A 24,473-nucleotide genomic window follows, 5' to 3' on the forward strand; every position below is an offset into this window, starting at 1 on the left:
GTCCTAGCCCCGTCCCTGCTTGGCGTAGGGGTTCAGGAGGGCTTCTTTCATCTCCGGGGACGCGCCTTCTTCGGTGGCGGTAAAGCCTTCCGCGGGAGGGAAGGATTCGGTCATGGAGTGCGGCATGGCGCCGTTCTTGTAGAAGTTGTTGGAGCCCTCGGAGGGCTTCCAGGTGTTGGCTTCCCAGTCCGGGACGTAGTTGCGGTATCCGCCGGAGTTGAGCTCGACGCGCAGGCCTGACGGGTCGCGGAAGTAGAGGAAGTTCTGCTCGCCCACGCCGTGGATGGAGGGGCCGTATTCCATGGCGGTGCCGTTTTCCATCATGACGTCCGCGGTGCGGAGCAGGTCTTCGGTGGCGTCCACCCAGAAGGCGATGTGGTTGACGCGTCCCGCGCGGCTGGAGGTGTCCAGGACCACGCCCAGGTCGTGGGACTTTTCGTTGGTCGTGAGCACGGAGAAGACGGTGATGGGTGCCTCGTCCAGGTCCACGAACGCCATCACGCGGAAGCCCAGGGCCTCGTTGTACCACTTGGCGAAGCCGCGGACATCGGAGGAGGCCACGGTGACGTGGTCCAGGAAGCGGGGCGCTGCGGCATGGCTGCTGCGGCGCTCCGGCCGGTCCGGGTAGGTGGATTCAAAACCGGGCTCAGCCACGAACTTCTCAACGTCGAAGAAGAGGCGCATGGGGTGGCCATAGGGGCCGGTGAATTCGTAGGCCTTGCCGTAGCCGTGGCCGCCGACGGTCCAGCTGCCCTGGACGCCGGTTGCTTCGACGCGCTGGGCTGCGGCTTCCAGGGCGGCTTGGGAGTTGGCGCGCCAGGCCATCCGGCCCAGGGAAGCTTCCGGACCTTCGGTGAGGACCAGGCTGTAGCGGTAGTAGTCACCCCAGCAGCGCAGGTAGACGTTGCCGTCCACGCGGTCGATGATGCGCATGCCGAACTTTTCCTCGTAGAACCGTGCCGAGGCTTCGACGTCGGGGGTGGTGATCTCGAGGTGGGCAAGATGGGAGAGGGGAGTTTCCACGTTGAATTCCTTCTAAGTACTGATTGCCTTGAGTGGGGTCGCTGCAGGTCTAGTAACCAGACTGAGGCAAAAGAGGTATTCGGTGAAGAGGCGTTTCCTGATGCCACCTATTTGTATGGCAGATACCTGGCCTGAGTGGTCGATCCGCGCGCAATGCCGTACCCGCTGCTCCGGCTTTTGAACCAGTGCCGGGTGAACCAGTGCCGGAGTTCCTAGCCCGCCGCGGGCGCGGTGCGGGTGGTTGTGCCGAGGCCCGCGGGGTCGGCCAGGAAGGGGGTAAACGCCAGCTCCGCGGCCCCGATCATCATCAGGTCAGAACCGAGCGCTGCACGGTAGATCTCGACCTGGCCGGCGGGGCCGTCCATTGCCTGGGAGAGCAGCACTCCGTCCGCCGACTCCGGTGCGAGGGCGTACAGCGTTCCCAGGAAACCGTCCAGGACGATCGCCTCGGGGTTGAAAATGTTCACGGCATTGCGCAGGGCTATGTCCAGGAACATGAGCTGACGTGCCACTTCGTCGTTCACCTCAGCACTGCTGCTGGTCGCCAGCGCCTTTTCGAGGTCGGCGGTGTCGCCGCGGCTTAGGCCGGCCAGTTCGAGGAGGCGGGACTGGGAGACTTCGGTTTCCAGGCAGCCCGTGGCGCCGCAGTGGCAGCTCTTTCCTCCGGAGCGGACAAAGGTATGGCCGATCTCCCCGGCGTAGCCGGAGGCCCCCCTGAGCAATTGCCCGTCGGAGATGATTCCGCCGCCGATGCCGCTGGCGCCGCCGTTGAGGTAGATCAGGTTCCCCTGCCCGGCGCCGGCGCCGAAAATCAGCTCCGCTTCGGCGCCGAGGGAGGCGTCGTTCGCGGCCTGGCACGGATAGCCGGTGGCTTCGCTCAGCATTCGGGCGACCGGCTCGTTCCGCCAGCCCAGGTGCGGAGCGTGCCGGACCACGCCGTCGTCGCGGTTGACCAGGCCCGGCACGGCCATGCCAATGCCCGTGATCCGGTAGGACGCATCCAGCTCGGAGCGCATCCCGGCGATAACAGCCGATGCGATATTCACCGCTTCGCGGGCGCTCGGAATCCGTTCAGTGTCGAAGCGGATCTTCTTTTGCACCTTCCCCCCGAGACTGACCAGGCCGATAGTGACGGCGTCGATCTCTGGGTTGACTGCCAACGCCGCGACCGACGGGCTCGGATGGACGTCCGGACTCGGCCTGCCGACCTGCCCTTCACCGGCGCGCGCCGTTTCATAGACCAGGCCCAACGCAACGAGCTGTCCGATCAGCGTCCCGACGGTGGAACGGTTCAGTCCCGTGTGCCGGGTCAGTTGGGCACGGCTGAGGACGCCGTGGTGGTGGACGAGGGAGGTCAGCAGCGACAAATTGTTGCGGCGGGACGGATCCGGCTCCCTCGCCGCCGCGGAAGCAAGAGTACGTGGAGGCATCATCGTGACACTATCAGCGGCCGGCCACCGTGCAGTTCAGGAAGGCGTTGCGGAATTTCCCATCCGAATCCAGCCGGAGGTCTTGCGGTTCCGACGCAGTGCACGGATGGGTTTCGGAGCTGAGGCTTTCCGGCCAATCGCGTTCAGCCACCATCTGATCAATCACGGTGGATTCCTTCCCTCAAGGGCCTCATTGCTAGATCTGCCGCCCAAATTGCTGTTATGCACAACTTAACATCCACTCACCCGCAGCGCCAGAGCCGGGTACCCATTCCGCGCTAGCGGGGGTTGACACCGACAAAATTCATAATATGTTTGGGTCTAGAACAATTCCCGCTGGTTTCCCCGCCAGCCGCGCAACAGCAGCCACCCCTACCTTCGGAGCATTCAATGGCGATTCAGCCCACCCGTGACGACAAGTTTTCCTTCGGCCTCTGGACGGTGGGCTGGGAGGCCCAGGACCAGTTCGGTTCCGCCACCCGCCCGCCGCTGGATACGGTCGAAGCCGTCAACAGGCTCAGCGACCTCGGCGCCTACGGCATCACCTTCCACGACAACGACCTCTTTCCCTTCGGCTGCTCCGCGGCCGACCGCCAGCGCGAAATCGACCGGCTCACAGGTGCGCTGAAGGCCACCGGCATGATCGTCCCGATGGTCACCACCAACCTCTTCAGCCACCCCGTCTTCAAGGACGGCGGCTTCACCAGCAACGACCGCGGCGTCCGGCGCTTCGCCCTGCGCAAGGTCCTGGACAACATTGACCTCGCCGCCGAGCTGGGTGCGGAAACCTTCGTCATGTGGGGCGGCCGCGAAGGCAGCGAATACGACGCCGCGAAGGACATCCGCGGCGCGCTGGAACGCTACCGCGAAGCCGTGAACCTGCTGGGCGACTACGTCACGGACAACGGCTACAACATCCGGTTCGCCATCGAGCCCAAGCCCAACGAACCCCGCGGCGACATCCTCCTGCCCACCCTGGGCCACGCCCTGGCGTTCATCGAAACCCTCGAGCGCCCCGAACTGGTGGGCATCAACCCCGAGACCGGGCACGAGCAGATGGCCGGACTGAACTTCACCCACGGCATCGCCCAGGCGCTCTACCAGGGCAAGCTCTTCCACATCGACCTCAACGGCCAGCGCAGCATCAAGTTCGACCAGGACCTGGTGTTCGGCCACGGCGACCTGCAGAACGCGTTCTCCCTCGTGGACCTGCTCGAAAACGGCGGCCCCGACGGCGGACCGGCCTACGACGGCCCGCGCCACTTCGACTACAAGCCCAGCCGCACCGAGGACATCGACGGCGTATGGGACTCCGCGGCCGCCAACATGCAGACCTACCTGCTGCTCAAGGAACGCGCCAAGGCTTTCCGCGCCGACCCCGAGGTCCAGGCCGCGCTGCAGGCCTCCCGCGTGGCGGAAATCAACGAACCCACCCTCAATCCGGGCGAAGGCTACGAACAGCTCCGCGCCGACCGCGCCTCCTACGAGGACTTCGACGCCGGCGCCTACTTCGGCGGCAAGGGCTTCGGCTTCGTGAAGCTGCAGCAGCTCTTCATCGAGCACCTGCTCGGCGCCCGCTAAGACCGTGACGGCTGCTCCCATGACACTTGTTGCCGGCGTCGACTCCTCCACCCAAAGCTGCAAAGTGGTGGTCCTCGACGCCGGCACCGGCACGCTGGTCCGCGAGGGCCGGACCGCCCACCCGGACGGAACGGAAGTCCACCCGGACCACTGGTGGCGGGCCTTGTCAGCGGCGTTCGACGACGCCGGCGGGCTGGCGGACGTCAGCGCGCTCTCGGTGGGGGGCCAGCAGCACGGCATGGTGCTGCTGGACCACGACGGCAACGTAGTGCGCCCGGCGCTGCTGTGGAACGACACCCGATCGGCGTCGGCAGCGGCCGCTCTCACCGACGAAGTGGGGGCGGAGGACTTTGCCCGCAGGACCGGGCTGGTCCCGGTGGCCTCCTTCACCATCACCAAGATCCGCTGGGTCCGGGACCACGAACCGGACCTGGCGGACCGGGTGGCGGCTGTTGCGCTGCCCCACGACTGGCTGACCTGGCGGCTCCGCGGTTACGGCCCGGCAGCAGCCAGCCCGCTGGGCCCGGACCTGGACCAGCTCACCACCGACCGCTCCGATGCCAGCGGCACCGGATACTGGAGCCCTTCGGCCGGCGAATACGATCTGGAGCTGTTCAAACTGGCCTTCGGCCGGGACGCCAGGGAGGCCAGCGGGGGTGCCGGGCACCGGGATCCAGGCACCGTGGTTCTGCCGCGGGTGCTTCGCCCCGGGGACGCCGCCGGGGGGGTTCACCCCGGCTGCTTCGGACCCGCGACCAAGCTGCCCGGCCAGTCCGGATCAAGCCCGGCCGGACCCGGGCACCGCATTCTCCTCGGTGCCGGCGCCGGGGACAACGCGGCCGCCGCCCTCGGTCTGGGGGCCGAACCCGGTGACGTGGTGGTGTCTGTCGGCACCAGCGGCACGGTGTTCTCGGTGGCCTCGCGGGCCGTTGCCGATCCCAGCGGAACGGTGGCGTGCTTCGCGGACGCCAGCGGAGAATACCTGCCCATCGCCGTCACACTCAATGCCGCGCGCGTGCTCGGCTCCGTGGCCGGCATCCTGGGCGTGGACTTCGACGAACTTGCGCGACTTGCCCTGGGCGCCGAACCCGGCGCCGGCGGCGTGGTGCTGGTGCCGTATTTCGAAGGTGAGCGCACGCCCAACCTGCCCCACGCCAAGGCCAGCTTCCACGGGCTCAGCATTGCCTCCAGCACCAGGAGCAACCTGGCCCGGGCCGCCATCGAAGGCATGCTCTGCGGGCTGTCCGGCGGCCTGGAAGCCCTGCGGGCGCAAGGCGGCGCGGCAACACGGCTCCTGCTGATCGGCGGCGCCGTGCAGAACCCCGCGGTGCAGGCCATCGCAGCCCAGGTCTTCGACCTGCCGGTCGTGGTCCCGAACCCGGGGGAGTACGTGGCCCGGGGGGCTGCCGTCCAGGCAGCCTGGGCCTCCAGCGGCAACCGGCCGGCCTGGCCGGTCGCGGTGGACGCCGCACCCGCCCCGGACTTCCACCCGGCCATTATGCAAAACTACCTGCGGGCGAGCAGTCGCGTAGACCCCGGCAACTGAGCCGGAGCTCATGAATGCCTTTGCTTCATCGGGGTAACGAAATGCCGGCTGACCGCTGAGAATACGGTGGTCCTCGTCGGCTGAGTTAGCCGCCACAACACCGCCGCCCGGCCCCGCCATCCCTAACAGGTGCCTATCGGTCCTTGATCCCTATCATCACCATTACGGTGCGGGCTGCCCGGCCGATCCCGAATCCGAGGACACCTCGGGCTGCGGGGTCGGTTCAGTTGCAGGGGCAGGCTCCGGGCTCTGGCCGGTTTCGGGGGCGACGTCCGCTGGCGTGCTGTCGCTTGGTGCGCCGGCTCCCGGCACTGCGGTTCCGGCCGAGCCGCTGTCCGCGCCACTGGTGCTACCGTCCGTGGTCAGGCCATCTACTTTGTTGGCGCCTTCCTCGACTTTCGCAGGCACTTGCTCAACTTGCCCAGGTCCTTCCTTCACGTCCTTGGTGGATGCGTCCGTTTTGTCCGGGGCAGTCGGAGTGCCGCCCAGGGCCGTGCCCAGCGTCGTCGTGGGTCCGGTCGCACCGCCCTCGATGCTCGACGCCGACGAGACAAGGCTGGAGATGGGCTTATTGGTTCCGAATTCGACCGCAGTGACACCGACCATCGCGATCACGAATGCGGCAGCGCTGACCGCCCCGACCTTGATCCAGGTCTTCGGTGTGAACTGCCTCTTCAGCCGTTTGGCTCGAGGTCCGTCGCTCCCGGCCGGGGCGCTGGCGGCCAGCACGCCGGCGTCGTCAGCGGGCAGTCCACCCCGGCGTCGCTTTGGGATTTTCGTCATTGCCACGGTGGCGGCCGAACTGAGTGTCCGGGCATACAGGGCGGCGCCCACCGTGGCAACGATGGAGCCGAGTGCGGCGCCAATAAGAGTCCCGGCAACGCCAAGAAAGGACCCCACCAAGGCAGAGGTCACAGCGGCCAACGCCGATCCAATAGTCTGGGTGCCACTTAGCCCGAGGAGCTGTTTCGGCTTGTCTTCAATAGCGGAGTCTGCAGGCATCTTCAAACACATTTCAGTCAGATAAATGTTACGAACAGATAACTTTACCCTGCTGGCGGGTGGCTCCTGGCTGCCTGCGTAAAAATTTGAGACGCTTCACGGTAGATGATCGGCGCCATCCACGCCTCAGACGCCGGCTGGCCCGCACTGTAGTCGCCTTCGCCCAAACGCCAGCGGACGACGGCGGAAGCCCCGCCGCCGTCCGGTAAAGAGTCCGGTAAACGATCAGACCTCCGCCGCAGTCCGTCGGGCCCGGGCGGCCCGCACGAGCCCGCTGGACACGGCCGCTCCCACGAGGGCGAGGGCCGCGAGCACGAGGAACACGATGTGGTAACCGCCGGCTCCCGGATTCGCGTCGAGGATTGCCCCGTAGACGATGAAAGCGAACATCCCTGGTGCATAGCCGACCAGGCAAGCGATTCCGAAAGCCGTGCCGCTGGTCTCCTCCGGAATCCCGACCTCGTCCATCGGCGCCCAGAACACACCCCGCATGGTGAAGACGATCAGTGAAAACAGCAGGGTCACGATCATCGCCGGGATCTGGCTGCCCGGATCGGCCGGGAGGAGCAGCAGCACCGCCACCACCGGGATCAGGCACAGGAACGCCAACCGGATGTACCGGCTCGCACCCTTGACTACCTTGTCCGCGAGGACTCCGCCGAGCGGGCCACCGATGATTTTCAGACCGTACTGGTTGATGATGCCGTAGGCGCCGACCAGCGCGACAGGCAGCCCGTACACGTAGGTCAAATACGGGATGAAATAGGTGAGGCCGCAGTACACGACGTACACCATGAACACGGTGAAGCTCACCCACCACAGCTGCGGCTGCTTCGCGGCACGCCAGATTTCGCCGAGGCCGGCCTTCTTCTTCTTCGGCACGGGCTGCTGGCCCGCCGGCTCGCTTGTCTGATTGCTTGGCTGACTGCGAAGCAGCAGGAACAACAGCACGCCGACGACGACGTCAATGATGGCGTAGAAGGCAATGGCCGCACGGAATCCGCCGGTACCCGAACCGAGTAGGACGAAGATTCCCAGCGCGGAGAACGCCACGGCAGTGTCGACGACGCCGCGACCGCCCTCGAGGAGGCCGAAGAGCCGCCCCTGTTCCTTCGAGCCGCCAAGCTGGCGGATGCTCTTCAGCAACGCGGGCCAGACCAGGCAGTCCGAGCACACGGCGAGCAGCGCGAACAGGAGCAGGAGCGTGCTGAAGCCGGGGAAGGTGCTGAGGAACAGGCCCAGCGCTCCGGTTCCGACGAGTCCGAGCGGGATGAGGATCCGCGTGGAGAAGCGATCGGCGAGGTAACCGCCGACAATGAAGAGCGCCGTCGCGACCATCGAGTTGACGCTCAGCAGGGTGCCGATCTCAGTGTGGCTGAGGCCCATTGCCTCCTGCATGGGGACGTAGAACGCGTCCTTGAGGTTGGCGAGCTTATAGATCGTGCCGCCCGCCATGACGAGCAGGGCGAAGCGGATCCACTTGCTCCAGTCGACACGGTTCGTGGACTTCCCGGGGGTCTGAGTCAATGTGGTCATCGTGCACCTGCCAGAGAGTTCGTTGTGTCGAGCTGCGCGACGGCGACGTTGCGCAGCGAGGTCAGCAGATCCTTCACATAGGCCACCTGGTGGTCGGCCCAGCCTGGTTCTGCAGCGAGCAGTTCATCCCGGGTCCATCCGGCCGGGATGCCGGTAGTGCTCAGATCGCGGTACGGGATGAACGGGTCCGCGCCCTCGCCGGCGTGCCGGAAGGCGGGAGCGTAGTAAAGGTTTTCCTGTTCGAGGGCCAGGGCGATGACCTGGGGCTCGTCCTCGCCGAGCATCAGGAGCTCGAAGAGCATCCGCGCACCGGGCAAGTCGTCTTCAGGGCTTCCCTGCAGCACGCCGCGGTGACCATAGCCGTCCCCCTCGGGAAGAACATGGACCCCTTTCAGGTGAACCTGCAGGATGTGCGGCGCGAGCGCGGAGAGGGCATCCATCGGGCGCTCGCAGGCATTGATCATGTTCCCGAAATCAAACATGGCGTGCAGGCGCGGATGGGAGACCCGGCCCAGCAACTCGGCGATCTCGGTGGAGCGCAGTTCCTCGTGCTGCTCGAAGGAGAAGTGCAGATCGTGCTCGTCTGCGAGCACGGCGAGCCGGCGCAGGTCCTGCTCGATCAGTGTCATCACCTGCGAGAGCGTGCCCTCGAAGCGCGAGTAGACGCGGATGTGCTGGACGCCGAGGACCCCCGCGATGCGGACCACCTCGTCCACGTCCGCGCGCAGGGTGGTGCTGATCTCGAGGTGGATCCCCAGGCCCAGGTGGCGCGCGCGGTCGGCGAACTCGCGCAGCCTGTTCTCGCTCATCCGGCCCAGGCTCCGCTCCTCGCCGTCGAGGAGGTGGATGCAGGCGCCGGCCAGGCCGTGCCGATGCGCGAAGTCGAGCACATCATCGGGCCCGTACCCGCCGTAGGTCAGGTTGCCAAGGAGGGCGTAAGCGTGTGCGAACAGAGGGGCGCGGTCGATCCGTTCGATCAGGGTCCGGGCCAGCTCGTCGGTCAGGCGGGGCAGGGACCCGATCTCCTCATCGTTGAGGCGGGATCTCAGGAGCGCCTGAAATTGGGCGTCGGCAGGGGGCATCGTTGGCTCCTCGGGAGGCGTGTCAGGGGTGGTGGCGAATGTCACTCACCATTTGTACGCCGGTAATGGAACGCAAAAAAGATCCATTAAGGCCATAGTCGTTAAGTCCATTCAGGAACCTGTGGCGACGCGCTCCCATCGGTCCCACGCGGCGGCCATCCTGCTGACAGCCTGCGGCATGTGCTCTTCCGCGGTGCCGGCGAACCCGATCAGCAGCGCCGGGGGGAGCTGCCGGGTGAGCCGGTACTCGCCGAGGGGGTAGGTGTACACCCGGCCCGCGGCCAGTCCCCTGGCTACCTCGATATCGTCGACCGGTTCACGGAGCCAACCCATGACGTGCAGGCCGGCGTCGACCGGGGCGGCTTCAATCCTGTGGCTCAACTGGTGATCGATTGCTTCGAGCAGGGCGTCCTGACGTGCCGCGTAGAGACGCCGGGTGCGGCGAAGGTGGGCGTGCATATGCCCTTCCGACAGGAAGTCAGTGAGTGCCATCTGGAGCACCATCGCGGGCGGGCGGCCGATGACCGATGATGCGGATGCGAACGGCTTCACCAGGTCCTCCGGCAGTACGCAGTATCCGAGGCGGATCGACGGCGCGAGCACCTTGCTGAAGGAGCCCACAGTGATCACCTGCCTGCTCAAATCGAGCCCGAACAGGGTGGGGAGGAATTTCCCGCGGTAGCGCAGCTCGCTGTCGCAGTCGTCCTCGACGATCCAGCTCCCGTTTCGTTGCGCCCACGCGATCCACTCCGCCCTTCGCCCCGGGCTCATCGCAATGCCGAGCGGATGCTGCCGCGCGGGGGTCAGGCAGGCCAGGCGTGCCGGAGCCGCGTCGTCGTCCGGGAGGACTGCTCCCTCGTCGTCGACGGGGACGCCCCGGACCGGACAGCCCTGGGACTGGAAGGCGAGCCGTCCGGAGATGTGTCCCGGGTCCTCGACGACGACGGGGTCGCCGGCGTCGAGCAGGAGAACCGCCAGCACGTTGAAGGCCTGCTGCGCGCCGGAGGTGACGACCACCTGGTCCGCCGTGCACCCCAGGGCTCTCACGTCGTTGACGTATTCCGCGATCGCTTCCCGCAATGGGCGGTAGCCGTGGGGATCGCTGTACCCGATCGCAAGCGGATCGGTGCGCCCGGCATGGCGCCCCAACAGGCGCTTCCAGGTCGCCGCGGGGAAAGCCGAGGACGCAACCTGACTGGCAACGAACGATTCGGTCTCGGCCGGCGCCCACGTGTGCGGCGCCTCGCTGAACAGGTCGGTGCCCCGCGAAGAGGTGGCGGCTCCGCGTTCGGACAGCGGCGGCCGGGACATCGGCCGCTGCGGGGCGGCATCGCTCCACAGGGTGTCGACGTAGGTGCCGTCACCCGCACGTGAGCGCAGGAAGCCCTCAGCAGTGAGTTGCTCGAACGCAGACACGACAGTGATCCGCGATACTCCCAGCTCGGTGACGAGTGTGCGGGTCGAGGGCAAGCGGGTTCCGCTCGGCATAGAACCCGTCAGGATCTGGGTGCGCAACTGCGCATACAGCTGCTGGTGCAAAGGCTCAGCCGCTGCGCGGTCGAGCTCAAGTCCGGCCAGCAGTCGGCCACCAGCGCTCTTCATCCCGCGAACCGCGGAGCTGATTTCACCATGGCCCCATTTTACGGGCCCGATTCCAGCTGGCCGTCGGTCCGGACGTTGCGGCAGATGGCGGGATCGTTGGACACCCGGACGGGCGGGTGCCTAAACGAGGGGCCACGGGTAGCGCATGCCGGTGCGGTCAACCGGCAGGACCCGCGCGTGCAGCAGGCGCTGGACGCGGCGCTGCAGGGCGGTGACCTCGTCGTCGTCGAGGAGTTCGGCCACCTCGGGAGGCGTGGCCTCGGCGAGCGGGGCGATGTCCTCGAGCAGGGCATCGGGGATGGGTTCACCGGCGAAGTCCCAGATCACGGTGCGGAGTTTGAAAGCGGCGGAGAAGCAGAGTCCGTGGTCGATGCCCCAGACCCGTCCGTCGTCGCCGCGCAGCACGTGCCCGCTTTTGCGGTCGGTGTTGTTGGCGACGTAGTCGAACAGGGCGATGCGGGCCAGGTCGCGGTGCGTCTCGGGGGCGTCTTCGATAAGGGTGAAGTAATGCTCGCCGAAGTCGCACTCGATGAACCACTGCAGGGACCCGACCCCCAACGGGGCTTCCTCGCGGATCACGGTCGGCGGCACGAGACCCCACGACAGGGACTCGCTGAGCAGGTAGGCGGCGCGTTCCCGCCGGTACAGTCCGGGCTCGAAATCGGACAACGGCCGTTCGCCGGCCTCCGGCTTGTAGACCGCGTACCCCTCGTCCTCGCAGCAGGAGACCTGGACCAGGAACGTCTCGTTGCTGCTGCGCGGGATGCGCCCGAGCAGCTCGACGCGGCCCTCGGCGAGCAGGGTCAGCTCTCGGCCGGACACTGTCCCTCCCAACTTAATAACAGCACCCCGTTCACGGCGCCCTCAGCCCGCTGAGGGGCTCGGACGTCGAATTCACCATGAGCACGGCGGGGTCCTGCCCCTCCACAAACGAGATGGCCGACACCGAGCCCGGGCTGATAACGATCCGTTGGAAAAGGTCCAGTTGCGTGCCCAGGGCGTGGGCGACGGCGGCCTTGATGGGATCGGCGTGGGAGAAGCAGACCACGACACCCCCGGCGTGGGCCGCGCACAGGGGCTCTAGTGCTCCGATGATCCGCGCCTGCATTTCCGTGAAGCTCTCACCGTTCGGGAAACGGAAGGCGGATGGGCTATGCTGCACGGTCTGCCACTCGGGCAGGGCCGCCAGGTCCGCGATCGCGGCACCGGTCCATTCGCCGAAATCGCACTCCAGCAGCCCCTCGTCGTGCGCCACCGCCAGTCCCGTGCGGGCCGCCGTCGGCTCTGCCGTCTCGCAGGCGCGCTCCAGCGGGGAGGAATAGAGGGCGTCGACGGACAAGCCCGCGAGCCGTTCCGCGACCCGTTCCGCCTGGGCCCGGCCCCGGTCGGACAGATGCAGTCCGGGGGCGCGCCCTGGGAGCACCATGCCCGTGGTCGGCGTTTCCCCGTGGCGCACCAGAAGCAGGAGCGTGCCCTGCCGCTCGGGTGAGGTCGCGGGGGCCGGAGGTGCCGGCGCGGTTGATGCAGTCATCAAGAATCAGCCTAACGCTCACCGCCTGCCCCGTCCCTCGCAAGCTCGGACCGGGGACCCGGGCGGCTCTCTTGCACCCCGGCCCAATGCGCAGGAATCTGCAAGAACCCTCGATTCCCCGCACGGTAGAGGTCTACGGTGGAGGAGTGAGTGATCGCCCCGATATCTTCACTGTTGGTGAACTGCGTGCCTCCGGCCACGTGCACAAGGACCTGCGCCGCGAAATCCGCGACAACCTGCTCGCCGCCCTTGCCGCCGGCCGGGATCCCTGGCCCGGGATGTTCGGGTTCAGCCGGACCGTCCTGCCCCAGCTCGAGCGGGCCCTGCTCGCCGGGCACGACGTTGCCCTGCTGGGCGAACGGGGCCAGGGCAAGACGCGGCTCCTGCGCACCCTGGCCGGGCTGCTGGACGAGTGGTCGCCGGTGATCGAGGAATCGGAACTGAACGAACACCCGTACGAACCGATCACGGAGCATTCCCGGGCCCGTGCCCTCACCGAGGGGGACCGGCTGCGGGTGGCGTGGCGGCACCGCTCGGAACGGTACGTCGAAAAGCTCGCGACGCCGGACACGTCCGTCGCGGACCTGATCGGCGACGTCGACCCGATGCGGGTGGCCGAGGGGCGCCGGCTCGGGGACCCGGAAACCATCCACTACGGCCTGGTCCCGCGCTCCAACCGCGGCATCATTGCCATCAACGAGCTGCCCGACCTGGCCGAGCGGATCCAGGTCTCGATGCTCAACGTGATGGAGGAACGCGATATACAGATCCGCGGCTACGTGCTGCGGCTGCCGCTGGACGTCCTGGTGGTCGCGTCCGCCAACCCGGAGGACTACACCAACCGCGGCCGGATCATCACGCCCCTGCGGGACCGCTTCGGCGCCGAGATCCGCACCCACTACCCGATCGAGCTCGACGACGAGGTCGCCGTCATCCGGCAGGAGGGTCAGCTGGTGGCCGGCGTCCCGCCCGTCATCCTGGAGATCCTGGCCCGCTACACCCGGGCGCTGCGGCAGTCGCCGGCGGTCAACCAGACCTCCGGGGTTTCAGCGCGGTTCGCCATCGCCGGCGCCGAAACCGTGGCCGCGGCGGCCCTGCGCCGGGCCAGCGTGCGCGGCGAGGACGAGGCTGTCGCCCGGATCATCGACCTGGACGCCGCCGTGGACGTCCTCGCCGGGAAGATCGAGTTCGAATCCGGTGAGGAAGGCCGTGAACAGGACGTCCTGGACCACCTCCTGCGCATGGCCACCGCGGAAGCCGTGCGGGCGCACTTCCACGGCCTGGACATGGGCCCGCTCGTGGCCGCGCTCGACGGCCACGCCACGGTCACCACCGGGGAACTGGTCACCGCGCGGGAGTTCCTTCACAATCTTCCGTCCCTCAACGGATCCAGCCTCTACGACGACATCAGTGAGCGCCTGGGCGCGGAAAACGACGGGCAGCGCGCCGCCGCCGTCGAACTTGCACTGGAAGGGCTCTACCTTGCCCGGCGGATCTCCAAGGAGTCCGACGACGAGGAGACGATCTACGGGTAGGCAGCTTTACGGCTAAGGAGGCCTCATGACCGCTCACAACCGGTCCAGGTATGGCCGGTACACGGGAGGACCGGATCCGCTCGCCCCGCCGGTGGACCTGGCGGAGGCGCTGGACGCCGTCGCCGAGGACGTCATGGCCGGATACTCGCCCCGGCACGCCCTCCGGGAGTTCCTGCGCCGCGGCGGCCGGAACCGGGAAGGCCTCGACGACCTCGCCGGCCGCGTTCAGCAGCGGCGCAGTGAACTGCTGGCCCGGCACAACCTGGACGGCACCCTCAGCGAAGTCCAGAAGCTGCTGGAGACTGCGGTGCTGGAGGAGCGCAAACAACTAGCCCGCGACGCGATGATGGACAACACCGACCGCGCCTTCCGGGAGATGCAGCTGCAGAACCTGCCGCGCTCCACGGCGGCGGCGGTCAACGAGCTCGCCTCCTATGACTGGCAGTCCGGCACCGCGCGGGAGGCCTACGAGCGGATCAAGGATCTGCTGGGCCGCGAACTCCTGGACCAGCGGTTCGCTGGCATGAAGGAGGCGCTCGAGGGCGCCACCGAGGAGGATCGCGCGGCCGTGGCCGAGATGCTGCAGGACCTCAACGGGCTCCTCGGCAAACACCGCCGCGGCGAGGACACCGACGCGGACTTCCAGGAATTCATGGCCAAGCACGGCCAGTTCTTCCCGGAGAACCCGCAGTCGGTCGAGGAGCTGGTGGACGCGCTCGCCCAGCGCGCGGCCGCCGCCCAGCGGCTCCTGCAATCCATGTCCGCCGAGCAGCGCGAGGAGCTGATGCGGCTCTCCGCGCAGGCGTTCGGCTCGCCCGAGCTTATGGCACAGCTGGGCCAACTCGATTCCAACCTGCAGGCTTTGCGCCCCGGCGAGGACTGGTCCGGCTCAGAACGCTTCGAGGGCGAGGAAGGACTCGGGCTCGGCGACGGCACCGGCGTGCTCCAGGACATCGCCGAACTGGACGAGCTGGCCGAACAGCTCTCCCAGGCCTACAGCGGGTCACGCCTCGATGACCTGGACCTGGACGCCCTCGACCGCCAGCTCGGACAGAATGCCGCCGTGTCGGCCCGCACCCTCGCGGAGATCGAGCGGGCCATGCAGGACGGCGGCTTCCTCCAGCGCAGCGCCGACGGTGATCTCCGGCTGTCCCCGCAGGCCATGCGGCGGCTCGGCAGGTCGCTGTTGCGGGACACCGCCAAGCAGCTCTCCGGCCGGCAGGGCCGCCGGGACACGCGGGTTGCCGGGGCGGCCGGGGAGCAGACCGGCTCCAGCCGCCAATGGGAGTTCGGCGACGCCGAGCCGTGGGACGTCACCCGCACCATCACCAACGCGATCCGCCGCACGATCGCCGACGGCGGTGACCCGGGCCGCGGACTGCGCCTCGCCGTGGGTGATATCGAAGTCACGGAGACGGAGGCGCGCACGCAGGCCGCCGTCGTCCTGCTCGCGGATGTGTCCTTCTCGATGGCCGCCGAGGGACGCTGGGTGCCCATGAAACGCACCGCCCTCGCCCTGCACCACCTCGTCTCAACCCGGTTCCGCGGCGACCGGCTGCAGCTGATCACGTTCGGCCGCTACGCGCAGACCATGGACATTGGTGAGCTCACGGCCCTGCCGGCCCTGCGGGAACAGGGAACCAACCTGCATCACGGCCTGCTGCTGGCCGGCCGGTTCTTCCGCCAGCACCCCTCGATGCAGCCCGTCCTGCTCGTGGTGACCGACGGCGAACCCACCGCGCACCTGCTGGCCGACGGCGAGTCCTGGTTCTGCTGGCCGCCGGACCCGGAGACCATCCGCGTGACGGTCGCCGAACTGGACCGCCTGGCCCGCGCCGGCACGCAGGCCACGTTCTTCCGGCTCGGCGACGACCCTTCCCTGGAACGCTTCGTCCAGCGGATGGCCCGCCGCATCGACGGCCGCGTGGTGGCGCCCGAGGCCGGGGACCTGGGCGCGGCCGTGGTGGGGGAGTACCTCCGCGCCCACTTCCGCGGCCGCCCCTACGACGACGCCGACTGGGCGCAATAGACACTGCTCAATAGACGACCGCACCGGGAGTGATGCACGTGACCACGATGCCTGCCGAGGGAGTCGGTTTCCGCTCCAAACGCGGACCTGTCCTCATCGCCCTGATGCTCTCCACCGGCCTGGTGGCGATCGACGCGACCGTGGTGGCGACAGCCGTGCCCGCGATCGTGCACGACATTGGCGGGTTCACGTCGTTCCCCTGGCTGTTCTCCGCCTATCTGCTGGCGCAGGCCGTGTCCGTCCCGGTCTACGCGAAGCTCTCCGACACCATCGGCCGCAAGCCGATCATGCTGATCGGAATCGGCCTGTTCCTGCTCGGCTCGATCCTGTGCGGAGCAGCCTGGAGCATGCCGGCCCTCATCGCCTTCCGCGTCGTGCAGGGCCTGGGCGCCGGCGCGGTCCAGCCGATGGCCATCACCATCGCCGGGGATATCTACACCCTCGCCGAGCGGGCAAAAGTGCAGGGCTACCTGGCGAGCGTGTGGGCTGTCTCCTCAGTGGTGGGCCCGACGCTTGGGGGAGTGTTTGCCTCGCTCGGGATCTGGCGCGGCATTTTCCTCGTGAACATCCCCCTCTGCCTTGTGGCCGGATGGATGCTGGTCCGGTCGTTCCACGAGAACATCGAGCCCGTGAAGCACCGGGTCGACTATCTGGGCTCGGGGCTGCTCACGGTCTCGCTCACGCTGCTCATTCTCGGGGCCCTCGAGGGTGGCCAGGCCTGGGCCTGGGACTCCGGCATCAGCGACGCAGTGTTCGCCGGCGGTGCCTTCCTGTTCGTCGCGTTTATCCTTGTCGAACGGCGGGCGGCGGAGCCGGTCCTGCCTTCGTGGGTGGTGTCCCGGCGGCTGCTGGCGACGACGGCGATGGTCGCTTTCGGCGTGGGAGCGGTCATGCTGGGCATCACATCGTACGTTCCGACGTTCCTCGTAGGAGCCCTCTCGACCTCCCCGATCGTGGCCGGGCTCGCCCTGGCGGCGCTGACCATCGGCTGGCCCATCAGTGCGTCCCAGTCAGGGCGCCTGTACCTGCGCATCGGGTTCCGGAACACTGCCCTGATCGGCATCACGGTCACCGTCATCGGCACGGGAGTCCTGGCCGTCACCGCCTCCGTCCCCAACGTTGCGCTCGTCGCCTTCAGCTGCTTCATCGTCGGGCTCGGACTCGGGCTGGTCGCGACCCCGACCCTGATCGCCGCCCAGACGAGCGTCGAATGGAACGAGCGCGGCGTGGTCACCGGCACCAACCTTTTCGCCCGGTCGATCGGCAGCTCCATCGGCGTCGCCGTCTTCGGCGCGATAGCGAACGCTGTCTACGCCGGTACCCCGCACGGCGATACGGATCCCCACACGATCGTGGCGGCCTCATCCGCCGTGTTCCTGGCCGTCATGATCGCCGCCGTGCTCACCGTCGTCGCCGTCATCGGCATGCCCGCGACGAAACCCGTCAAGCAGGTCCAGGCCGCCGCGCGAGGGTCATCCAGCAGCGGATGACCGCGGTTCCGCTGTCACTTTTGGGGTCTTGCTGGGGCGTTCATCGCCGGATGCCGAGGGTGGCGATGAGATCTTCGTGCAATTCGAACCAGATGCGGTGGAAGGAGTCGCGGTCTGTGGCGGTGAGCCACGCCGGCTCCGTGGCTGCGTTTTCCATTGCCAGATCGAGGCGTTCCGCGTATCCGCTGAACCTCGGCAACACAGCGGTCAGGCGGACTTCCAGATCGCTGAAGGACGCCAACGCCTGGGTGAAGGTTTGCTGTGTTGGCTCGTCGATCCCATCGTTGGACTGACTTCCCTCGGCGAGCCAGCGGAGTTGGAGTTTGCTGCAGGCGGCCACGACTCCAGCGTTCAGGGGTGCAAACTTCGCGTGCACGGCGGTGACTGCTGCCTGGCCGCCCGCGCTGTCCAGCTCCTCGGCCAGGAGCCGTTCGTTTTCAGTTCTGCCGGCCACGGTCAGGGACCAGCCCCGGTTTCCCCCGAATGAGGAGCGCGACGCCCACCCGTTCGCGCCAGCGTCAATGAGGAGCCGTTCGACGTCGTGCGGATCCTGGCCAAACCGGGCGGCAACTGATTCAGTGTCAGCGAAGCCGAGCAGCCTCAGGGCGTGGAGGGTGAGCAGCATGGATGGCTGCTGCGGGCTCATGGACCCGCTCCGGGACCTGCCGGTTTCGCGCGGACGGTTCCGTGAGTTCCGTCGACCACGAGCGTCGTTCCGTCCGTGATGCGGGTCAGGGCGCCGGCCACCCCCAGAACAGCGGGGATGCCCTGTTCGCGGGCCACAATGGCGGCGTGCGAGAGCATCCCGCCCGTTTCCGTGATGACGGCGGCGGCGATCCCGAACAGGGGCGTCCAGGCGGGGTCAGTGGTGCGGCAGACCAGGACGTCGCCGGGGGCCAGCGCGGGGAATTCGTCGACGCTGTGAACGGTCCGGGCGGTCCCGCAGGCGGTGCCCGGGCTGGCGCCGATGCCGGTGAGAACCGCGCCGGCGCGATCCCTGCCTTCTGCTCCGGCACTGGCCTCAGGGGTGAATTCCACGTCAGCCCACCAGGCCCGTCTCGGGCCTGCCGGACAGCCGATCCAGTCGCTGCTGCGCGGCCTGCGCCGAGCGGAGGCCCAGGCTCTGGGCAATCTGGGGCCAGGTCAGCCCCTCCGCCCGCGCCAGGAACAGGAGTGCCGTTTCCAGGCCATCGGTCTCTGCCCGCGCGGCTGACACAAGGGTGAGGGCGGCCCGCACGTCCAGACCATCCACCGGCTCTCCGCGGTCTGTCCCGTTGGACCGCCACAGGACGTGCTGGATGAGGTCACTCGCTGAAGGGGGCTGCCGCTCACCCAGCCAGGGCCGGGGCGGGAGTTCGGCGGCGCCCCGGTCCAGCAACATCCGCGTGGCCTCGCTTTGGCGCTGAGCCTGCGCAGCGTCGCCGCCCGGACGGGTCCCGTCGGTCTCGTTCATTCCAGACCCTCTTTCCCGTTGGTTCGGCGCCCCTCGACTCCACCAGCTTCTGGCATCAACATCCTGTTGTCAACGAACTGTTGATGTTTCGGGGGAAGGACGAGTCGTTGAGAGGGCGCGGACAGGAACGCCACCCGGCCAACTGCCGGGTGGCGTTCCAAGGGGCTGTTTTGCCGGCTGTCCACGACCGGGCTGTTGCAGGAGGTTACTTTCCGGTGTTGCTGTTGCTGTTGCCGTGTTCGGTGGAGGCGACGGCGCCGGTCTGTTCGTTGAGCAGGACCTTGTCGTTGCGCTGTTTGTCGAAGGTGAACATGGCGTTCACCGACCCGGCGGTGGCGTCGGCGGAGGCGTCGCCGATCCGGCCGGTGCGCCAGTTGTCCTCGATGAAGCGCAGGATCGAGGCCTGGTCGGTCTGGGTGTGGTCCACGTAGTTCTTCTTCGCGTAGGGGGAAATGACCACCAGCGGCTGGCGCGGGCCGGGGCCGCAGCGGTCAGCGTAGCCGCCGGCCATCGGGACGCCGCTGGCTGCGGCGTGCTGGCACCAGGCGTCGTCGTCGGCGGTGTTGGAGGAGTTCTTTGCCGTGGCGGCGACGTGGTCGTACCAGCCGTCCGAGTCGTCGTAGGCGAGCACCACGGCAGTGTTGTCCCAGTTCCGGGATTTCTGGATCTGGTTCACGGTGCTGGTGATGAAGTTCTGCTCGTCGATCGGGTCAGAGTAGGCGGCGTGGCCGTCCTGGAACATTCCCGCTTTCAGGAAGGACACGGCGGGCATGTTGTCGGTGTTGACCACCCTGTTGAACGCGGTGAGGTCGTACTGGTGGTTCGCCTGTCCGTTGTGGCCGATTTCCGCGTCGGACGCCGGTGCCAGGTGGTGCGGGTTGGCGGTGGAGGCGTAGTACTGGAACGGCTCGTGGTGAGGGGAGTAGTCAACCACGCTGGCGTCGGCGGCGTTCGTGTGGCTGGACAGGCACGACGCCGGGGAGTCCGCGGTCGCGGCGGTGGTCGGCGTGAAACCGCCCTGGAACCAGCCCCAGGACGTGCCCTTGGCGTTGAGCAGGTCGCCGATGTTCCTGCCGCTCATGCCGGCCAGGTTGCCGGTTTTGGCGTGGTTGCTGTTCGAGCAGTCGTCGTGGACCGGGTCCGGGTCGTTGATGACGGTGCCGACGCCGTTCGCATCCGGCAGGCTGACAGCACTGCTGCCGGCCGCCGGGGTGGCCACAGGTTGCCCTGCGGCGGTGTACTCGGTGGCCCCGTGGGTCTGGCCGGATACCAGATTCAGCGCCCCGGGTGTGGAGGGTCCGAAGACAGTGCTGAAGTGGTTGTCGCTCATGGAGTAGTTCTGGGCGTAGTTCCAGATACCGGTGACGGTGTTTCCGTCGTAGTAGTCCATGGTGAGCCCGGGGCGGCCGTACTGGTTGGTGCCGCAGGCGTCGCGGCTGGTGAACTCGACGAACTTGTCCATCGCGCCGCCGTTGTATGCCTTCTGCTCGGCGGTGTATCCGTGGTCCTGGTCGCAGGTGACGGCCTGCGCCGGTGAGAGCCGGGCAGGCTGCGCCGAGTTGGGGTTGCTCGGTGCCAGGAGGCCGGCGGTGGCCAGAGTGTTGATGCCCTTGGGGGTGTTTTTCGCGGCGGTGAAGGAGGCCGTCGCGGTGCCGGTGCCCTGCTGGGTTTCACCCGGGAGATTGGCAGCCTTGGGGTAGGTGGCGAAGTAGTGGTCGAAGGAGACGTTCTCCTGGAAGATCACCACCACGTGCTTGATTGGCGTTGCGGTACCGTTGTGGTTTTCACCGGCGGAGGCCGGACCTGCGCCGATACCGAACATTCCGGCTGTCAGTGCCGAGGCGGCCAGGGCTGCCGCGCCCGTGGCGGCGATCCGCTTCCGGGTGAATCGTTGTGCTGAAGGAGGCATGGGGGTAGCCAATCGTTGGTGTTCAGGGATGCCGGCGGCTGATGGCAGGCATTCGTATGCTGCTTGGGTGGCCGGCCTGCGTTACTTGGCTGGCGTGACCGTGGCCTCGTAGGTGAGGATTTCGGTGCCGTTGCCTTCCTCGCCGTTGTCGGGGGCCACCTTCATGGTGAGGCGGCCGCCGTCGGCCGTCATTTTGAACGGGTTGCGCGTGGCCACATGGCCTGCGGTGGACCACTGCTGGAAGAGGACATCGCGGATTACGCTGCGGGATTTGAGGTCGATCATCGCCATCCCGCCGAGTTCGTAGGTGGCGCCGGTGCCGCCGGCCGCCGGGGTCTGCGGGAGGTTGGTGATCCCGCCGCAGAGCATCCGGGAGTTGGGCACGTACTGGCAGTCCTGGTAGTCGATGAAGTAGTTCGGGTTCTGCCAGGTCGAGAGCTGCTTGCCCTGCAGATCCCATTCGGCGAAGCGGCGCGAGCCCCAGGTGTTGCCGACCAGGTGGCCGGTCTGCTTGTCCATCACGATGCCGCCGAAGTGGTCCTTCACCTCGAACTGCTTGTGCACTTCCAGGGTGGTCGCGTCTACCCGGTAGATGATGGCGCTGCTGTCCGGCCGGTACTGGGCCACGGGGATCCAAACGTTGGTGCCGTCGAAGTCGATGCCGCCGGGGTGGTACATGTCGCCCGCTCCCAGGACGATGTCCTTTTGCAGGGCGCCGGCCTTGTCCATGACGAACAGGTGGCCGACGCCCTTGCCGGGGGTGCGGTCGAAGCCGTTTTGCGGGGTCGGGAACTTCACGGTCGGTTCGATGATCTGAACGGCCGAGAGGAAGATGTGGTCCTGGCTGTAGGCGATTCCCTCCGTGTGGTACGTCGGGAAGTTCAGCTTCAGCTTCGACGTCTGCTGCCAGTTCGTGTTCCGGTCAACGCCGTTGAAGGCGTCGGCCAGAGCCGTGTTCCTGTCACCGTGGTTGCCGGCACCGGTGGGGTTGTCTGCGGCCTGGGCGGCCGCGGTGATGCTGATTGCGGACGCGGCCAGGACGATTGCTGCGGCGGCCGTGAGGATGCCTCGGGTGTGAGTCGTGCTCATTCGGGAGCCTCTCAAAGGTTGGATCTCAACAAGAGATCGCCACGCTACTTCCCGGTAATTAATCCCCGATACGGGCAGGTGAACGGCAGATGGCCGGCAGCGGTCCGGCAGACCGGCTTAGTTTCAACGCGGATCTGATCCCCCACCGTTGTTGGCTTGGACCCTTTCAGCCGCTCAGGCGAGGACGGCGAGGCCCGCCAGGGTGCCGCCGTCGCCTTCGGCCAGCAGTCCGACGGCGGTGCCGGAGTTCGCGGGAAAGACCAGATCGGTGATGGTGGCCAGGCCGTCCTGCGCGAAGACCTCGACCGAGCAGCGGTCCAGGAAGACCTGGAGCCGTAGCCGGCCGTCCTCCAGGGACACGGCAACGCGCTCCACCGACGGGAATGACTCGTGGAAGCCCACGTTGCCGGATTCGGTCCGGTCCAGGCTGAGCTCCGCAGTGCGGCAGTCGTAGGCCAGGACAGTGCGCGCTCCGGCTCCGGGGAGGTCGGCGGATTCCCCGCCCGTGTCGCCGCCGGCCCGGAGCACCAGGCCCACCCTGCCGGCGGCGCCGGGCTCGAAGTCCGCGTCGATGCGCAGCACATCACCAAAGGCCTCGGCCGGAAGCCAGGTCACCCCGTCCGCCAACGGCCGCCGGGCCAGGGCAAACACCTCGGTACCGTGGGTGTGGAACGGGTCCACCGCCTCCTGCACCAACACCGGGCGCCCGCCGCGGGAGACCAGCCGGACTTCACGGACCAGGGACATCGCGCTGCGCCAGCCGTCCGAGGGCGTTGAGGCGGCGTACTGCCAGTTGTTCATCCAGCCGATCATGAGCCGCCGTCCGTCCGGGACGTTGCTGAAGGACACGGCCGCGTAGTAGTCCCGGCCCCAGTCGAGCCACCCGTAGTCGGCCATCCGGCTGTCGTCGGCCTGCACGCCGTCGGTGACGGTGGTTTCGGAACGGAACGTCACGCCGTCGAAGGTTCCGATGAAGTACTGGCCGCCCGAGCCGCCGGCGATGCCGCCGGGGCTCAGGTTGACCACCAGGACCCACCGGGTGTTGGAGGCGTGGCCGTCCACCGGCAGCTCGAACAGGTCCGGGCATTCCCACACCCCTTCCGTGGCGTTCGCCGGGCCGAAGGTGCTCAGGTACTCCCAGGTCAACAGGTCCGCCGACTTGTACAGGACCACCTCGTGGTGGACCGCCTCGACGGCGACCATCACCCAGTAGCTGCCGGCGGCGCCGTCGTGCCAAAAGACCTTGGGGTCGCGGAAGTCCGCGGAGGCGCGGTCCAGTACCGGGTTCCCGGCGTACTTGGTCCAGGTGGCGCCGTCGTCCGTGCTGTAGGCGAGGGACTGTGCCTGCCGTCCGGCGAGCGGTGAGGCGGGCGAGTACGCGCTGGTGTAGATGGCCACGAGCGGGGGCACGCCTCCGACGCCGAAGCCGCTGGTGTTGTGGACATCGACCACCGCGGAGCCGGAAAAGATGGCCTCCTGCTCATCGCAGGCGATGGCTACGGGTTGTTCGTCCCAGTGCTGCAGGTCCGTGGAGGTGGCGTGGCCCCAGGACATGTTGCCCCACTCCTCGCCGTGCGGGTTGTGCTGGTAGAAGAGGTGGTAGATGCCGTTGGCGTAGACCAGCCCGTTGGGGTCATTGAGCCAGTTGCGCTCCGCCGAGTAGTGCCACTTTGGCCGGTACTGGCAGTCGAGTTCTGTAAGTGCTTTCATGAGGGTTCTTTACAGGCTTTCGCGTGAGGAGGCTGGTCAGCCCTTGACGCCGCTGGAGGCGATGCTGTTGATGAAGGATCGCTGGAACGCGATGAACAGGACCACCACGGGAATGGTGATGAGGGACGCGTAAGCCATCACCTCGCCCCAGGAGACGTTGAGCTGGAAGAAGTACTGGATGCCGATCATCACCGGGCGGAGTTCCTCGGACTGGACCACCATGAGCGGCCACAGGTAGGAGTTCCAGGCGGGCAGGAAGGTCAGGATGGCCACGGTGGCGGTGGCCGGTCCCGCGAGCGGCATGACCACCTTGCGGTAGATGGTGAACCAGCCGGCGCCGTCGATCCGGGCGGCTTCGTCCAGTTCCTTCGGGATGGACTCGAAGTACTGGTGGAACAGGTAGATGGAGAACGCGTTGGCGATGAACGGGATGATCTGGACCTGGTAGGTGTCCAGCCAGCCCTTCGAGATCTCGAGGCTGAACCCGTTGAGCTCAAAGTACGGCAACTGGTTGACCCACCACACCAGCGGCAGCGCCAGCGTCTGGAAGGGCACGATGAGGGTGGCGAGGATCGCGGTGAACACCACGCGCTTGCCGCGGACCTCCATGCGGGACAGGGCAAACGCGCAGAGGCTGTTGATGAAGATGCCGAGCACCACCGTGACCGCGGAAATGCCGATGGAGTTGATCAGGAAGCGGGCGGCGGGGACCCGGTCGAACACGGCCGCGTAGTTGTCCAGTGAAATGTTGCCGACCGGCAGGAACGCCGCCACCGAGGACATGTCGCCGAAGATCTGCTGGTCCGGCTTGAGCGAGGACACCATCATGAACACGATGGGGAAGGCGGCGACGGCGGCGAACAGGAGGCGGACCGCCGTGGTGGCGGCACTGCCGAGACCCTTGGAAATGAGTGTCTGTTTCACG

At 67.4% G+C, this 24,473-nt stretch carries 21 protein-coding genes; 5 read left to right on the forward strand and 16 right to left on the reverse strand.

The annotated features are described in order from the left end of the window. Positions 1-3 precede the first annotated feature (3 nt). The 3 genes from AC1DZV_RS17680 to AC1DZV_RS17690 all read right to left on the reverse strand — a co-directional run bounded on the left by AC1DZV_RS17680 (position 4) and on the right by AC1DZV_RS17690 (position 2,619). The gene (locus AC1DZV_RS17680) at positions 4-1,023 is read right to left on the reverse strand and encodes a VOC family protein (protein WP_476954253.1); all 1,020 of its coding nucleotides are present in this window, start codon (positions 1,021-1,023) and stop codon (positions 4-6) included. A gap of 212 nt (positions 1,024-1,235) precedes the next feature. After that, on the reverse strand, positions 1,236-2,456 hold the full coding sequence (locus AC1DZV_RS17685; RefSeq protein ID WP_476954254.1) for an ROK family transcriptional regulator: 1,221 nt from the start codon (positions 2,454-2,456) through the stop codon (positions 1,236-1,238). A gap of 10 nt (positions 2,457-2,466) precedes the next feature. Further along, the gene (locus AC1DZV_RS17690) at positions 2,467-2,619 is read right to left on the reverse strand and encodes a hypothetical protein (protein ID WP_476954255.1); all 153 of its coding nucleotides are present in this window, start codon (positions 2,617-2,619) and stop codon (positions 2,467-2,469) included. A gap of 224 nt (positions 2,620-2,843) precedes the next feature. On the opposite strand from AC1DZV_RS17690, the gene xylA reads away from it, so the two are divergent. Together xylA and AC1DZV_RS17700 are read left to right on the forward strand one after the other, a co-directional pair. Continuing rightward, positions 2,844-4,034 carry a xylose isomerase gene (gene xylA, locus AC1DZV_RS17695; RefSeq protein WP_476954256.1) on the forward strand — a complete coding sequence of 397 codons (1,191 nt, stop codon included), beginning with the start codon at positions 2,844-2,846 and terminating at the stop codon, positions 4,032-4,034. 19 nt (positions 4,035-4,053) lie between these two features. Beyond that, the gene (locus AC1DZV_RS17700; protein WP_476954257.1) at positions 4,054-5,580 is read left to right on the forward strand and encodes a xylulokinase; all 1,527 of its coding nucleotides are present in this window, start codon (positions 4,054-4,056) and stop codon (positions 5,578-5,580) included. A gap of 162 nt (positions 5,581-5,742) precedes the next feature. Here the strand turns inward: AC1DZV_RS17700 and AC1DZV_RS17705 are convergent, their stop codons facing one another. The 6 genes from AC1DZV_RS17705 to AC1DZV_RS17730 form a co-directional block, all read right to left on the reverse strand. Continuing rightward, positions 5,743-6,582: a hypothetical protein gene (locus AC1DZV_RS17705; RefSeq protein WP_476954258.1), complete on the reverse strand. Its 840-nt coding sequence runs from the start codon at positions 6,580-6,582 to the stop codon at positions 5,743-5,745. A gap of 225 nt (positions 6,583-6,807) precedes the next feature. Continuing rightward, positions 6,808-8,118: an MFS transporter gene (locus AC1DZV_RS17710; protein WP_476954259.1), complete on the reverse strand. Its 1,311-nt coding sequence runs from the start codon at positions 8,116-8,118 to the stop codon at positions 6,808-6,810. Continuing rightward, a complete protein-coding gene (locus tag AC1DZV_RS17715) occupies positions 8,115-9,245 on the reverse strand; it encodes a sugar phosphate isomerase/epimerase family protein (RefSeq protein ID WP_476954260.1) in 1,131 nt (376 codons plus the stop codon). The genes AC1DZV_RS17710 and AC1DZV_RS17715 overlap by 4 nt, the downstream gene beginning before the upstream one ends. A gap of 66 nt (positions 9,246-9,311) precedes the next feature. Then, positions 9,312-10,802: a MocR-like pyridoxine biosynthesis transcription factor PdxR gene (gene pdxR, locus AC1DZV_RS17720; RefSeq protein WP_476954261.1), complete on the reverse strand. Its 1,491-nt coding sequence runs from the start codon at positions 10,800-10,802 to the stop codon at positions 9,312-9,314. Positions 10,803-10,922: 120 nt separating this feature from the next. Further along, the gene (locus tag AC1DZV_RS17725; protein ID WP_476954262.1) at positions 10,923-11,624 is read right to left on the reverse strand and encodes an SCO1664 family protein; all 702 of its coding nucleotides are present in this window, start codon (positions 11,622-11,624) and stop codon (positions 10,923-10,925) included. Positions 11,625-11,655: 31 nt separating this feature from the next. Further along, complete coding sequence (locus AC1DZV_RS17730; protein ID WP_476954263.1) at positions 11,656-12,333, reverse strand: MSMEG_4193 family putative phosphomutase; 678 nt, start codon at positions 12,331-12,333, stop codon at positions 11,656-11,658. A 146-nt stretch (positions 12,334-12,479) separates the two neighbouring features. Here AC1DZV_RS17730 and AC1DZV_RS17735 point away from each other — a divergent pair, with 146 nt between their 5' ends. From AC1DZV_RS17735 to AC1DZV_RS17745, 3 genes are read left to right on the forward strand one after another with little or no spacing between them, the layout of a single operon-like run. Beyond that, positions 12,480-13,868, forward strand: a complete 1,389-nt coding sequence (locus tag AC1DZV_RS17735) for a sigma 54-interacting transcriptional regulator (RefSeq protein WP_476954264.1) — start codon at positions 12,480-12,482, stop codon at positions 13,866-13,868. A gap of 25 nt (positions 13,869-13,893) precedes the next feature. Further along, positions 13,894-15,897: a vWA domain-containing protein gene (locus AC1DZV_RS17740; RefSeq protein ID WP_476954265.1), complete on the forward strand. Its 2,004-nt coding sequence runs from the start codon at positions 13,894-13,896 to the stop codon at positions 15,895-15,897. A gap of 32 nt (positions 15,898-15,929) precedes the next feature. After that, the gene (locus AC1DZV_RS17745) at positions 15,930-17,387 is read left to right on the forward strand and encodes an MFS transporter (RefSeq protein ID WP_476951370.1); all 1,458 of its coding nucleotides are present in this window, start codon (positions 15,930-15,932) and stop codon (positions 17,385-17,387) included. A gap of 40 nt (positions 17,388-17,427) precedes the next feature. Here AC1DZV_RS17745 and AC1DZV_RS17750 read toward each other — a convergent pair whose 3' ends face one another. The 7 genes from AC1DZV_RS17750 to AC1DZV_RS17780 all read right to left on the reverse strand — a co-directional run bounded on the left by AC1DZV_RS17750 (position 17,428) and on the right by AC1DZV_RS17780 (position 24,472). After that, a complete protein-coding gene (locus tag AC1DZV_RS17750) occupies positions 17,428-18,033 on the reverse strand; it encodes a hypothetical protein (RefSeq protein WP_476954266.1) in 606 nt (201 codons plus the stop codon). Continuing rightward, entirely contained in the window at positions 18,030-18,425 is a 396-nt protein-coding gene (locus AC1DZV_RS17755; protein WP_476951362.1) for a PEP-utilizing enzyme, read from the reverse strand. Before AC1DZV_RS17755 ends, AC1DZV_RS17750 begins: the two co-directional genes overlap by 4 nt. Position 18,426: 1 nt before the next feature. After that, complete coding sequence (locus tag AC1DZV_RS17760) at positions 18,427-18,840, reverse strand: hypothetical protein (protein WP_476951361.1); 414 nt, start codon at positions 18,838-18,840, stop codon at positions 18,427-18,429. Positions 18,841-19,045: 205 nt separating this feature from the next. Continuing rightward, positions 19,046-20,749 (reverse strand): phospholipase C, encoded by a 1,704-nt coding sequence (locus AC1DZV_RS17765; RefSeq protein WP_476954267.1) that lies wholly within the window; start codon positions 20,747-20,749, stop codon positions 19,046-19,048. A gap of 81 nt (positions 20,750-20,830) precedes the next feature. Beyond that, positions 20,831-21,838 (reverse strand): DUF6454 family protein, encoded by a 1,008-nt coding sequence (locus AC1DZV_RS17770; RefSeq protein ID WP_476954268.1) that lies wholly within the window; start codon positions 21,836-21,838, stop codon positions 20,831-20,833. A 174-nt stretch (positions 21,839-22,012) separates the two neighbouring features. Then, positions 22,013-23,548, reverse strand: a complete 1,536-nt coding sequence (locus AC1DZV_RS17775; protein WP_476954269.1) for a glycoside hydrolase family 32 protein — start codon at positions 23,546-23,548, stop codon at positions 22,013-22,015. A gap of 36 nt (positions 23,549-23,584) precedes the next feature. Further along, a complete protein-coding gene (locus tag AC1DZV_RS17780) occupies positions 23,585-24,472 on the reverse strand; it encodes a carbohydrate ABC transporter permease (protein ID WP_018775539.1) in 888 nt (295 codons plus the stop codon). Position 24,473 lies beyond the last annotated feature (1 nt).

It is taken from the genome of Arthrobacter sp. P1_D12 (genome assembly GCF_056406175.1).

Excerpts from the sequence above, each read along its gene's own strand:
- AC1DZV_RS17710 (WP_476954259.1), bottom strand. The coding sequence starts at position 8,118 with ATGACCACATTGACTCAGACCCCCGGGAAGTCCACGAACCGTGTCGAC.
- AC1DZV_RS17685 (WP_476954254.1), bottom strand. The coding sequence starts at position 2,456 with ATGATGCCTCCACGTACTCTTGCTTCCGCGGCGGCGAGGGAGCCGGAT.
- AC1DZV_RS17705 (WP_476954258.1), bottom strand. The coding sequence starts at position 6,582 with ATGCCTGCAGACTCCGCTATTGAAGACAAGCCGAAACAGCTCCTCGGG.
- AC1DZV_RS17765 (WP_476954267.1), bottom strand. The coding sequence starts at position 20,749 with ATGCCTCCTTCAGCACAACGATTCACCCGGAAGCGGATCGCCGCCACG.
- AC1DZV_RS17760 (WP_476951361.1), bottom strand. The coding sequence starts at position 18,840 with ATGAACGAGACCGACGGGACCCGTCCGGGCGGCGACGCTGCGCAGGCT.
- AC1DZV_RS17745 (WP_476951370.1), top strand. The coding sequence starts at position 15,930 with ATGCACGTGACCACGATGCCTGCCGAGGGAGTCGGTTTCCGCTCCAAA.
- AC1DZV_RS17730 (WP_476954263.1), bottom strand. The coding sequence starts at position 12,333 with ATGACTGCATCAACCGCGCCGGCACCTCCGGCCCCCGCGACCTCACCC.
- AC1DZV_RS17770 (WP_476954268.1), bottom strand. The coding sequence starts at position 21,838 with ATGAGCACGACTCACACCCGAGGCATCCTCACGGCCGCCGCAGCAATC.
- AC1DZV_RS17740 (WP_476954265.1), top strand. The coding sequence starts at position 13,894 with ATGACCGCTCACAACCGGTCCAGGTATGGCCGGTACACGGGAGGACCG.
- AC1DZV_RS17700 (WP_476954257.1), top strand. The coding sequence starts at position 4,054 with ATGACACTTGTTGCCGGCGTCGACTCCTCCACCCAAAGCTGCAAAGTG.
- pdxR (WP_476954261.1), bottom strand. The coding sequence starts at position 10,802 with ATGAAGAGCGCTGGTGGCCGACTGCTGGCCGGACTTGAGCTCGACCGC.
- xylA (WP_476954256.1), top strand. The coding sequence starts at position 2,844 with ATGGCGATTCAGCCCACCCGTGACGACAAGTTTTCCTTCGGCCTCTGG.
- AC1DZV_RS17775 (WP_476954269.1), bottom strand. The coding sequence starts at position 23,548 with ATGAAAGCACTTACAGAACTCGACTGCCAGTACCGGCCAAAGTGGCAC.
- AC1DZV_RS17750 (WP_476954266.1), bottom strand. The coding sequence starts at position 18,033 with ATGAGCCCGCAGCAGCCATCCATGCTGCTCACCCTCCACGCCCTGAGG.